Raw genomic sequence first — 12,790 nt, 5'->3', positions numbered from 1 at the left:
AAAAAATGTATGATTAGATTGATTTTTATAAGTGTCAAAGGAAGAGTGATTGTTAGCTTTCTTTGACACTTTTTGATTGTTATAATTTTTCCTGTAACAATTTAATTTCATCACGGTATTTGGCAGCATCCATGAAGTTCAACTCTTTTGCAGCTGCTTCCATGAGTTTACGCTTCTCGCGAATTTGTTTTTCTATCTGCTCTTTCGTCATGTAAGCTATATCTGGTTCTGCAGCCGCTTTTGCTTCGATTGAATCTTCCCATGATAAGCTTTCATCTTTGCTTAATGCATTATTTAAAGACTTGTTTAAACCTTTTGGAGTGATGTTGTGTTCGGCATTGTAAGCAATTTGTTTTTCTCTTCTATATGCAGTTTCATCCATCGTTTTTTTCATACTCTTGGTAATTTTGTCCGCATACATAATCGCTTTTCCGTTTATGTTTCTTGCAGCTCTACCAACGGTTTGTGTCAACGATCGCGCCGAGCGTAAAAAACCTTCTTTATCAGCGTCTAAAATAGCGACTAAAGATACTTCGGGTAAATCCAAACCTTCACGAAGTAAATTCACACCAATCAACACATCAAACAAACCTTTACGCAAATCTTGCATGATTTGTACACGTTCCAAAGTATCTACATCACTGTGAATATAACGACAACGAATTTGAATACGAGATAAGTATTTCGTCAATTCTTCCGCCATACGTTTGGTCAATGTGGTGACTAAAACGCGTTCATCTTTTTCGGTTCGTTGATGAATTTCTTCCACCAAATCATCAATCTGATTCAAACTTGGACGGACTTCTATAATCGGATCTAATAATCCTGTTGGGCGAATTACTTGTTCTACATACACACCATCAGTTTTATGCAATTCGTAATCAGCAGGTGTCGCACTTACATAAATCACTTGATTCTGAATCGCTTCAAATTCTTCAAACTTTAACGGTCTATTGTCCATCGCAGCAGGCAAACGGAAGCCAAATTCTACCAAGTTTTCTTTTCTACTTCTATCGCCACCATACATGGCATGTACTTGTGAAACCGTTACGTGACTTTCATCAACCACCATTAAATAATCGTCTGGAAAATAATCTAACAGACAGAAAGGACGTGTTCCAGGCGCACGACCGTCTAAGTATCTTGAATAGTTCTCAATTCCTGAACAATAACCCAATTCGCGAATCATTTCTAAATCAAAATTAGTACGTTCTTCCAAGCGTTTTGCTTCTAGATGTTTCCCAATTTCTCTAAAATAATCTACCTGTTTCACCATATCTTCTTGAATCTGATGAATGGCGTTTTGCAATACTTCTGGCGAAGTCACAAACATATTGGCAGGATAAATATTGAGTTGTGAATATTTTTCTAGGACTGTATTGGTAGCAGGATCAAAGGATTCTATGTCTTCGATTTCGTCTCCAAAAAAGTGAATTCTGAATGCAAAATCAGCATATCCTGGAAATACATCTACGACATCACCTTTTACACGAAACGAACCACGTAAAAAGTCAGCCGTCGTTCTCGAATACAAACTTTGCACTAAACGATGCAATAATTTTGTACGCGAAATGACTTGATCACGCTCTAATTTGATCACATTCTTTTGAAATTCCACTGGATTTCCAATACCGTACAAACATGAAACGGAAGCAATTACAATGACATCACGACGTCCCGAAAGTAGGGAAGAAGTGGTGCTTAATCGTAGCTTCTCAATTTCTTCATTAATCGATAAATCTTTCTCTATATACGTTCCAGAAGACGGAATGTATGCTTCTGGCTGATAATAATCATAATACGACACAAAATACTCTACGGCATTGTTTGGAAAAAACTGCTTAAACTCAGAATATAACTGCGCTGCCAAAGTTTTGTTGTGTGCCAAAATCAACGTAGGTTTTTCCACTTTTTCGATCACATTGGCAACCGTAAATGTCTTTCCCGAACCTGTAACACCGAGCAATGTTTGATATTGTTCGTTGGTTTCAATTCCAGAAACGAGTTGTTCAATGGCTTGAGGTTGATCGCCTGTAGGCGAGAAGTCAGATACAATAGTAAACTTCATATGGTGTATGTGCTTTTTAATTTTTTTGGGCGTTTCCACAAAAGTACACTTCGGCTCCGCTCAGCGTACTTTTGCGGTCAGGCTATTCGCGTTACACGGTAACTTGCTACTATCCTTAACGCGACATCTTACAAAAATAGCGAAAAGAAACGAGCATCAACCTTCATTGTACATTGAAAAATTAATCATTGACAAAGATAGGATGATGCTCGGTATATTGTCCAGAATGTCTATTATCTGATTTGCTATTTAGTTTTTTTAAAATACCAATAACAAGTTTCGGAAGTTATAAAAAAGGACGTTTATCTTGATCTCCCTGAATCAAGATCCCAGAAATAGAAAAAGAAAAATCCTGCGGCATGTTCAGGTTCAATTCCGTCACAATCTCCAATTCGACTGCCTTTGTAATACACATCTCCGTCACTTTCTACCTTTCCAACTCTTGATCCTTTTACATACACATCTCCGTCAGATTCTATCTTTCCAACTCTCGATCCTTTATAATAAATATCTCCGTCAGATTCTATTTTTCCGATTCTTGATCCTTTTCTGTATACATCACCATCCGATTCAATTTTCCCTACACGAGAACCTTTTACATAGACGTCTCCATCACTTTCAATTTTACCAATTCTACTTCCTTTATAGTATACACTTTGTGCATAACAAGTAGTTCCAATACATAGAAATAATAGAAAGAATACTGCTTTTTTCATTGTTGTTTGATTTAGTTTTTAAAATTTAATAATACGTCTCTGTTCAAAGTTAGGGAAACAATTTTTTCTTTGTAATAGAAATACAGGATGTACTATATATCCTGAAAGAATAAATGTTATTTAGCTTTTTTACTCTAATTTGATGTTTATTCTAGTTCAAAAATACTCAATTCAAAATTATCACCATTGATAGCATAATTTTTATACAAGGCATACAGTTCGTCAGTGCCATTTTTGTTTAAGTCCATCTTACTGAAAATAACGTCTGGCGGAAATTCAAATGTAAGTGTATCTCTTGTGATGAGGTTTTCTGCATCTTTAAAGGTAAGAATATAATTGTTGGTGTTTTCTTTTTCGAAGTATGAAAACTTGACAGAAACTGTGATTTCTTTGTTGTTTAAATTATACATAAAATTCTCAGGAAGCGTGTCAAATTTTGCTAAGTTCCAACGTTGATTTTCAATGACTTTCTCTCTGATAAAATGCTTGTAAAATGGACTCTCTTTTTGAGTGTCTGTATAATTTACATAAGGTTTTCGATTCATAAAATCATACAATGCTTTTCCTGAAAGCGAATCTGCCCCAAAATAATTTCTTCGGAATAAAAAACGATCTAATTCTTGTAATGAATAGCTTTTTGTGGAGGTTTCACAACTACAAAACATCGTTAGTATGATTACGATGCAAATACTATAATTTTTCATCTATTTAGTGCATTTTTTGGTGTGATTCGCTCTAAAATACTAAAAGACAATTGTTTTAAATGGCGATTTTAATTTTTTGAGATAGATTTAACAAAATGATCAATGTTCTCGGAAACCTTGAAAATTTTACTGATATTGTTAAAAATGACCATTTTATACAATTATATGATGCAAAATGAAAATATGTTTGGAGATTTTAAAACATATATGACCATTAAAAAGCATCATACTTATGAAGAAATGTATCCTTCAAAAGCGTTAGAGGATTTTGTAAGTATGTATTGGAAAAGTGAAAATACATCTGATGAAGTTTATAAGTTAACAATTTGCCCAGATGCTTATTTTAAATTAATTTTTCAAGTCGTTGAAGGAAAGATTGTCTCTTATTTTTTAACAGGTTTGTGGACAAATGAAGTGGAAGTTGTCATTCAACCAAAAATGATTACCTATGGAATTAAGTTTAAAATTATTGCGCCTGAATATATCTTTAAACGCAGTATTAAAAGCATTTTGAATTCTGTAGAACAGTTGCCTTTAGATTATTTTAATGCGAATACATTCAATTTAGAAAGCTTTACAACGGTTGTGCAAAGTTTTGAAAATATATTGCTTTCACACTGTCCGCAAAAAGAAGAAATTCGATCCAATAGATTGCGATTGAATCAGTTTTTATATGTCACACATGGCGATGTTCAAGCAAGTGAAGTTGCCAATCAAATTTTTTGGTCGCAGCGTGAAATCAATCGATATCTGAATAAATATTTAGGAATTTCACTCAAAAAATATTTAAACATTCAAAAGTGTTACCGTGCTTATTTGGATATCCGTGAAGGTGAATTTTTCCCAGAAAAAGGTTTTTTCGATCAAGCGCATTTTATTCGTGAAGTCAAAAAACATACAGGACAAACTCCTCGAAAATTGTTCAAAAAGCAAAATGACCAATATATACAATTAAAGAATATCAAGAAGCTCTAGGTTTGAAAAAAAACTTAGTATGCGAATTTTAAAACAGGAAATTTACTTTCCTATTATTGTTGGAATCCATTTTATTTTTTGGGCAATTGATTTGTATTTCTACGCAGGAAATTTTACCGAAGTTTCCTCTGATACGTTGCTTTTTGGAGAACTCACGGACACCACTTGGAAAAATCCCCACCGAATTCTTGGAGAAGTTTTTTCATCTTGGGTTGTCACGGTTTTTGCCTTCAATTTTTTAATGGCTACACGTGCCCGTTGGATTGAGAATTTGTTTGGAGGATTGGATAAAATGTACTTGGTTCACAGAAGATCGGGAATCATTGCTGTTGTTTTACTATTGGCTCATTTTATCGTAGTTCCCAGAGATTTAGTCGCTTTTAATGCTGGAAAACTCTTAGGATTTTATGCTTTTATTTTAATTCTTTTAGGTGTGCTGCTGTCTGCAGCTCCAATCTTTAAACGAAAAATCTCGTATCATAAATGGCTCAATTTCCACAAACTCATGGGTGTTTTTTATGTGCTTGGTGTCATACATGGAATTTTAGTATTGAGTTTGATTAAAGAATTGCCAATTACACGTGTCTATGTGTTTGGAATGGCGTTTATAGGAATAGGAGCGTGGTTGTATAAAGCGTTTTTCTTTAAATTATTCAATAAGAAATTAGGGTATACTATTGTTTCAATTCGTAAGATGGATGCTTCTATTGTTGAAATTGAAATGAAAGCCAATACTAAAAAGTTAGATTATAAAGCAGGTCAATTTGCCTTTTTCACCTTTCCATCTATCCGTAAAGGAGAACAACATCCATTTACAATAAGTAGTCATCCAAATGATGAAAATTTGGTCATCACCGTCAAATCTTTGGGAGATTTTACCGAGAAAATGATCAAAGATTTACAAGTGGGAGAAGCTGTATTCGTAGAAGGTCCTTACGGGAAGTTTTCAAGTGCATATTCAAAAGAAAAAGAACAAGTTTGGATTGCTGGCGGTATCGGAATTACACCTTTTGTATCACTAATTAAAGATTTTTACACACAAAAAGTAACGTTGTATTGGAGTGTTTCCAGCAAATCGGAAGCTGTTTATAAAAGTTATTTTGAAGAAATTGCAGCGCAACATCCATTGTTTGACTTTGTACTCTGGAATTCGGATCAACGTGGATATCTTTCAGTAGAAGATTTAAGTCTGCGAAATCCAGAAACCAAGTCGTATTTAATCTGCGGACCTTCTGGTTTAAAGTCAGCAATTACCAAAAAACTACTTCAGGAAAATGTAAAACGAGCCGCCATTTATGATGAGGAATTTGCATTTAGATAATTATAATAAACATTTATGAAAGAACAAGATTTTAACCCAGCGATTGCCGCAGTCGTTTCCATTCGGCATTTGGTAAAAGGTATTCAGCAGAATTGGTCAGATATGATGGATATCAAGCAAGAATTGACTACGATTCTGTCACTTCATGAAACGTTGGTTTTGAAGTATGGCACTGAACATACGCAAAAAACATGGAAAGAAACCATGCAAATATATCGTGAAAATATAGCTGATTTACAAGTAATTATGTCAGATGTGAAAGCGCAACTTCAAGCTAAAAAAAGCGATAATATTTCAACACGATGGAACAAATATCCAATGTATGCAGCTGCGATTGCAGAAAGTTTTAAAACCTTAGCTGCTTTGGGAAAACAGTGCATTCCTGAAAATGAATTGGCGCGTTGGAATTCAAATTGGGAAATCGTATATAAAAATCATCAAGAAATTCAACAAGATGCAGAAGCTTGTACCATACAATTGCAAATGATTGAAACGTATACGCCTACAGAATTGGATGAATTAACAGAGACGATTTTGACGCATATTCCAATACATTATAGTGAAGCGGAGGCAAAGCAATACACAACGGAATACATGGACGCATACGAAGCAATAAAACAAGAAGCATCTCAGAAAAAAAATCTATGGGATCGATTTCTGGATATTTTGGCGGGTGGCGTTCAGCAAACACCTGCGCAACGTGTAATGATGCAACGTTGGGTAAATGGAGAAAAGGGAGAAGCGCATTAATTTTTTAAACTAATTAATATCAAAATGAACAAAATATTTTATTACGCACTTGGCGGACAATTTTTAGTAGTAACTGGATTGATTTTATTTTTTTCGAATAAGATTGACATAGAAATTGTCAAAATTTTAGTACCAATTTTAATGATCTTAGCAGGAATTTGCTCGTTGTTGTTTTCACTTTATGAGAAGCTGCCAAAAATAGCAAATCAGTTTCACTTAGGACAAGGAATCGGATTTGTAGTGTATGGACTTTGCATTCTTTTCCTAGTAACTTCGTTGCAAGGTTTTTTATTGACAACGATTTACTTTATTATGTTGTTCGGATTGTTTGAACTGTTTTTTGCTTTTGGTGTGTTGAACTCCAAGCATAGCATTAATAAGCAGATATTGATGAGCAGAATTTTAGCAGGAATTGTGAATTTGATTGGAGGATTTATCTTGTTGATGGTTACTTTTGAATCGCCTCAAAAAGGATTATTGTATGCGAGTATTTTAATAGCCATTGGCGGTATTTCTATGTTGATTTTTTCGAGTAAAGTTCGGAAGTTTATTCATGAATAGTTTTTAAAAATTAGCACTTATTTAAAACTTGAATTGTTTCTTTTGCACATTCTAGCCAATGTTTGTTTACATTTTTTGAATTAATCTTAGCAGTTAATAATGGAATAAAAGTAGTATCCTGTAATGCTTCAATGGCTTCTAATACATCATACGAATCTTCATCAAGAGTTTCTAGTTTTGTTTTTAAAATAGCGACAATTCGTTGATCTTTTCGTTTCGCAAGTCCAACCATAGCTTCAAATCGAACATCTTGATCTGTATCTTCAATATTATGCCAAAGTGTGTTTCTAATTTCGGTAGTATCGGTTTCTATTTGTGAGCCTAATCCGAAAGTAGCCCAATTACGAACGTCGTGATGCTTGTCTTTTGCTAATTGAATGAGTGAATGAATAGCTGTTTGCTGTTCAATGCAAGATAGTGCTAGTGCTAATTCGAAACGAACATCGGCATAACTGTGATTTGTAAACGAAGCTAGTTTTGCTATTTGTACTTCATTTAAGTCAGTATTGTTATGTGCAATAGAAGAAAATAGTGCAGCTAATACTTTTGGCGACTGTTCTTTTTGAAGCATAGCAAAGTAGCGCTTTACCGTTTTTTTCTGTTGAAATCTCGGATTGAAACCCAATTGTGCTAAGATGTAAATCCCTAGAATTTTCTCTTTATCTATGGACGATTTCGTCAAATTATAAGCATGATTGTAGACTTCTTCATTGACACGCCTTCTGAGTTCAGTAATATAGTTCCAGTAGTTTTTTTGATTTTTGTTAGATAAAACTCTCGCAATGATTTTTTCAGTTGACCAATGTTGAATATTCATGGAAATGTAGTGCTATCGTTTCAACGTAAAATGTCCTTTTACATCAAACGAATCTGATCCGTCTTTGATTTCTGCTAAGAACCAATAATCACTCGAAGGCATTCTGCGTCCTCTGTAATTTCCGTCCCAACCTGGATCGCTTGCACGCAAGGTTTTTAGCAATTTTCCATAACGATCAAAGATATAAACGACCGATTTTGGAAGTGTTTCGATTCCGATAATGTGCCAAGTGTCGTTGAATCCATCGTTGTTTGGTGTTACAAATTTGATGTAATCAATCACCACAACTTCTTCACTTACTTCGCCACAACCATTTGAATCTAGTACAGTCACGACATGATAGCCTGGTCCTACAAATTCAAATACGTTTGAAATTTGAGGTGTTCCACCATCTAACACATATAAGTAATCTCCATTTCCACTTGCAGTGACTGTAATGGTATTGTTATCTGAAAAGTTTACAACATCAACTTCAACAATGGTAGCCAATTCTGATTCATTCACATTAAAACTATCTGTTGCTACACAGCCAAATTGACTCGTTACTGTTACGGTATACGTTCCGACGGAAGTAATATCAATAGAAGCCGTAGTTTCTCCTGTAGACCAAAGGTATGAGTTTCCAATGTCAGAACCTGCGGTTACCGTTAATGGAAGATCATTTAAACACAAGGTAATGTCTTCTGGTAAATCAATTACAGGCAACGGATGTATAATTGTCATAAATGAAGTTGTTGCATAACAACCTGTTACATTGTTTTCAACACGTGCAAAGATGATTTGCTCGTTAAACGCATTGTATAAAGGTGGCAACGGACTAACATCATCTTCTGCATCTTCAATACTTAAATGGTAACTTACCGTAAATACTCCTGGATTTTGTGTTCCCAATATGGTGGCAGATTGTGTTGAAAAGTCAAATGTTTGTGTACTATTTGCATTGTTGCTAATACACGCTTCCATATCACTTACAGGATTTGCAATTGGATTTGGGTTGATCGTCACATCAATACTTTGCACGAAGAAACAACCTGTCGTGTCATTTTCAGCTCTAATGAAAATCGTTTCCGGATTTGACATATATGAATACACATCTGGAAGCGGATTTGTATCACTTTGAGCATCAGCAGCCGTATTGTAATAAGATAAAGAAACGCCTGTTGGATCATCAATAATAATATCATCAATCTGACGTAAATCTACTGTGCCAGGCACTTCCGAATCACAAAAAGTGGCTTCTGTAATATTGTTGAGTACTGGTGGTAAGTTCACATTCAGCGTAAACGGAACAATTACATAACAACCAGAAATTGTATTGAACAATCGTACAAAAATAGGTTGCGGATTGTTGCTATTGATATAATTTGTAGGATCAGGAACGGCATTGGTTCCGTTGTCAGCATCATCTTGTGTTTCATGATAGCTAATGACAACATTGTCTTGACGAATGTTTAGAATAGAAAATTCAGCTTCTGTCAAATCAAAAAGAACTTGACCATCATAGTCTGTATCACACACGGTTACATCTGGTGCAGGATTTGCTTCTGGAACTTGTACCACATTCAGTGCAAAATCTACCACAGTATGGCAATCAGAATCATTCGTAATTCTACCATAAATTGCTTGTGGATTCGCCGTATTTGTAATTGTATTTCCAATAGGATTTACATCATTTTCAGCATCTTCTGGCGTTAGGTGGAATGTAATTGTTAAGTTTTGTGGAATTCCTGCAGCAATTTCATCTTGTGTCGCTGTTAAATCGAACGTATCGATACCATCATTCGTGATATCGTCACAGACAAAAATATCTGTCGGTTCATTGAACATAGGTGCAGGACTTACTTGAATCACAAAATCAGAAACAGCAAAACAATCAGGATCGGTATCATTTTCAATACGTACATGAATGGTTTGCGGATTTGTTTGATTTGCATACGGCATGGTTTTGTCAATTTCATTGGTTTTGTCCAATGCATCTTGTGCTGTAGGATAGTAGAGTACTGTCATATCCGTTTGACCGTTTAAGATTTCGGCATCTCTAGTTTCCATGATAAAGTTTTCCGTTTGATCGGTATCTGTTTCACACAATTGATAAATATCTGTGGCAACAACTGCGGGAACTATATTGACGATAATTGGCAATTCAACTGAAGCAAAACAACCTGTTGTAGCGTTTTCTACACGTACAAAAGCTGAAGTGCTAGCTGTGTTGAATGCTGTCGGATCTGTAATAATATCTGTGTTATTGGCAACACCACTTCCAGAAGTATGGTACGAAATATTGATGTTTGTCAGATCGGCAATAATTTCTGGAAGACTAAGTGTTAAGTCTACATCTGCAATTCCGTCATTGTCATCATCACACATTAATATTGTAGCAGGATCATTTACTTCTGGAGCTGGTAACACTTCTAACATGAAGGAACCAACATCAGAACAAGATGTATTTGTATTTCTATAACGGAAAAATATTTCTTGCGGATTGGATGTGTTTATAATGGGAGCTGTGATTGAATTTGCAAACGCAGCAGCATCAGCGAATGTTAAAAAGTAAATAACTTCAAAGTCTGTATTGCCCGCTAAAATATCTGCATTAAACATTTGTAAATCTACAACTGCAATAGCATTTGAATTGGTGTCACAAGCTGTGAGTGTACCAACAATTGGAGCAGACACATACGGATTTACGTTCAACTGAATAGAAGATACATCTTCACAACCAGTATCCGTATCTCTTAATCGTATGAATAATTCCTGCGGATTTGACGTATTGGAAAAAGGAACACTAGTGTCTATTTCATTTACATCATTATCGCGATCATCTGCTGTTAAATAATAATCAACAGCGACAAACGATAAGTTGTTCTGCATGTTTGTGGTAATTTGTCCTAAGTCAAATTCAAATATGCCATCATTACTCGGATCATCACAACGGTTTATGCTTGCGATGGTCGTAGCTGTTAAAAGTGCATTAGAATGCACATTGAATTGTGTGATGGTGAAACAACCAGAATTATCATCTACAACACGGATGAATAAGGTTTGTTCGTCCGGATTTGTATTTTGAAAAGCGGTGATGTCTGTGATAGGATTAGCGCCAGTTTCAGCATCTTCTGGAGTCGTATGAACTGTAGTGGTTATACCAGTAAGTCCAGTTGTAATCTCGTCTAGAATATCTGTTAAATCAAAAGTAGCAAATCCATCGTGTTCAGGATCACATGCATCTAATAAGTTTCTGTCTGGTACTGTCAATACAGGAGATGTTCCTACATTTATAGCTAAAGTTGTTGTGCTAACACAACCAGTTTCTGTATTTACAACACGCACAAAAATAATTTCATTGGGTGATGTATTCGTATAATTATTTACAATTGGATTTACATTGTTATCAGCGTCACTTTGTGAGAAGTGGTAGCTTACGCCAAGAACAGGGTTCATTCCTGTGATTTCATCATTGCGAACGGTTAAATCTATTTGCGTAATTCCGTCATCATTGTCATCGCAAACATCAATTGGTGTTGGATTGGTGATTTCTGGTAATTCATTTACGATTAAATTAAAACTTGTAAACGCCAAGCAACCATTATCGATATCCAAAACACGTACAAAAACTTCTTGAGGCGAAGTGGTATTTGTAATCGTTGTTGGAAGTTCATTTGTTTCGTTGTCCGCATCATTTTGAGTTGGATAATAAGTAATGGTATAATTTGCTGGCGGAACTGTAGCTAAGATTTCTGGTTCTTTGACGGTTAAGTCAAAACTTTCAACACCTACGGCGCCTGTATCATCACACAATTCATAATCGGTAATTGGTCCTACAGTTTGTGCTGCATTTAAAGTAACAATAACAGTATCTTCAATGGTACAACTCTCGGTTCCAACAGGAATTGTAATTTCTACACGATATGTTCCTGTTAATACAGCATCATGTGTAGTATTTGTACTTCCCGGAATTGGAACTCCATTTCTAAACCATTGATAGGTAGCTAAAGGATTTCCGATATCTCCATCTAACAGGAACGAGTTTGCACAAGTAGTAATATCTGGACCTAAATCAACCGTAGCATTAAAACTATTTCCTTGGATAAAGATTGCAGAATCTGCATTTTGATCCGTTCCATCAGCCAATACTAATTTGATATGATATTGTTCGTTCGGAATTAAATTTGCAGTAGCAGTTAATACGGTAGTACGTCCATTGTAATTGGTATCACCTAAATTATATCCTTCAAAAAATTCTTCATTTTCAGCTGGACAGAAACCAACAATTTCATCGTGAATTACACTGGTACTTACGGGAATGTTTGTTCCTGGTACCACGGCAATATTTGTATATGGACCTGCACTAGCAGTTGGTCTTATTAAAAAAGCAAAGCTATCTGAAAATCGACATGGGAAATCTTCCGCATATTCTTCAGAAGCTAATAAATAATTAAAACTCACCTGATTGGTAACCGCAATAAAATCAAACTCGATGGAAGTTGCGTTTACGGTATTATTTACACCTAAAACTGCTTCAAGATCAGGATCTGTTCCCCAATTGGTTGTTCCGCTATTCAGTGGTGCTGTAATTACATTTGTTCCAGCATCGGAAGCACGACCAGAAGTCAATACCAAACCATTTGCAAAAGGAAAATTAGAACCAGCTTGATTGAACGCAGCATAGCTCGCAAAACCATCTACATTTCCATTAATAGTGGAGGTGACGTTTGAAATTTCTACACATCCTTGTACTAACTGTTCTACAAGTTGTTGTAGTGTAAATGATTCGTTGGTAGTTACTTGTTGCGCGGAAACTATTTGGTAGGCGCAAATAGTAAAAAGCGTAAGGAATACTTTCTTCATAGGTATGGGGTTAAGTCATATTTGTGACTAAAA

The 12,790-nt window shown here is 35.3% G+C and carries 9 protein-coding genes; 4 read left to right on the top strand and 5 right to left on the bottom strand.

What is annotated here, in order from left to right; translation table 11 throughout:
• Positions 1-79: 79 nt before the first annotated feature.
• The 3 genes from uvrB to Q0845_RS21075 form a co-directional block, all read right to left on the bottom strand.
• A complete protein-coding gene (gene uvrB, locus Q0845_RS21085) occupies positions 80-2,068 on the bottom strand; it encodes an excinuclease ABC subunit UvrB (protein ID WP_298517445.1) in 1,989 nt (662 codons plus the stop codon).
• A 302-nt stretch (positions 2,069-2,370) separates the two neighbouring features.
• The gene (locus tag Q0845_RS21080) at positions 2,371-2,784 is read right to left on the bottom strand and encodes a 5-fold beta-flower protein (protein ID WP_298517443.1); all 414 of its coding nucleotides are present in this window, start codon (positions 2,782-2,784) and stop codon (positions 2,371-2,373) included.
• A gap of 146 nt (positions 2,785-2,930) precedes the next feature.
• Positions 2,931-3,488, bottom strand: coding sequence for a hypothetical protein (locus Q0845_RS21075; RefSeq protein WP_298517440.1), 558 nt, complete (start codon positions 3,486-3,488; stop codon positions 2,931-2,933).
• Between the two features lie 144 nt (positions 3,489-3,632).
• Between Q0845_RS21075 and Q0845_RS21070 the strand changes: the two genes are divergently transcribed.
• Genes Q0845_RS21070 through Q0845_RS21055 form a run of 4 tightly spaced genes read left to right on the top strand, consistent with a single transcriptional unit; the run spans position 3,633 to position 7,095 of the window.
• Entirely contained in the window at positions 3,633-4,463 is an 831-nt protein-coding gene (locus tag Q0845_RS21070) for a DUF6597 domain-containing transcriptional factor (protein WP_298517438.1), read from the top strand.
• Between the two features lie 19 nt (positions 4,464-4,482).
• A complete protein-coding gene (locus Q0845_RS21065; protein ID WP_298517436.1) occupies positions 4,483-5,784 on the top strand; it encodes a ferric reductase-like transmembrane domain-containing protein in 1,302 nt (433 codons plus the stop codon).
• A gap of 15 nt (positions 5,785-5,799) precedes the next feature.
• Positions 5,800-6,534, top strand: coding sequence for a hypothetical protein (locus tag Q0845_RS21060; protein WP_298517433.1), 735 nt, complete (start codon positions 5,800-5,802; stop codon positions 6,532-6,534).
• A gap of 24 nt (positions 6,535-6,558) precedes the next feature.
• Positions 6,559-7,095, top strand: coding sequence for a hypothetical protein (locus tag Q0845_RS21055; protein ID WP_298517430.1), 537 nt, complete (start codon positions 6,559-6,561; stop codon positions 7,093-7,095).
• 10 nt (positions 7,096-7,105) lie between these two features.
• Here the strand turns inward: Q0845_RS21055 and Q0845_RS21050 are convergent, their stop codons facing one another.
• Both Q0845_RS21050 and Q0845_RS21045 read right to left on the bottom strand, forming a co-directional pair.
• Complete coding sequence (locus tag Q0845_RS21050) at positions 7,106-7,912, bottom strand: HEAT repeat domain-containing protein (protein WP_298517427.1); 807 nt, start codon at positions 7,910-7,912, stop codon at positions 7,106-7,108.
• Positions 7,913-7,924: 12 nt separating this feature from the next.
• The gene (locus tag Q0845_RS21045) at positions 7,925-12,757 is read right to left on the bottom strand and encodes a T9SS type B sorting domain-containing protein (RefSeq protein WP_298517424.1); all 4,833 of its coding nucleotides are present in this window, start codon (positions 12,755-12,757) and stop codon (positions 7,925-7,927) included.
• Positions 12,758-12,790: the final 33 nt, after the last annotated feature.

The organism is uncultured Kordia sp., from assembly GCF_947489565.1.
In the GTDB taxonomy this organism is placed as follows: domain Bacteria; phylum Bacteroidota; class Bacteroidia; order Flavobacteriales; family Flavobacteriaceae; genus Kordia.
Note: the sequence above shows the minus strand (reverse complement) of the source record. Positions and strands in the feature narration are given on the sequence as shown.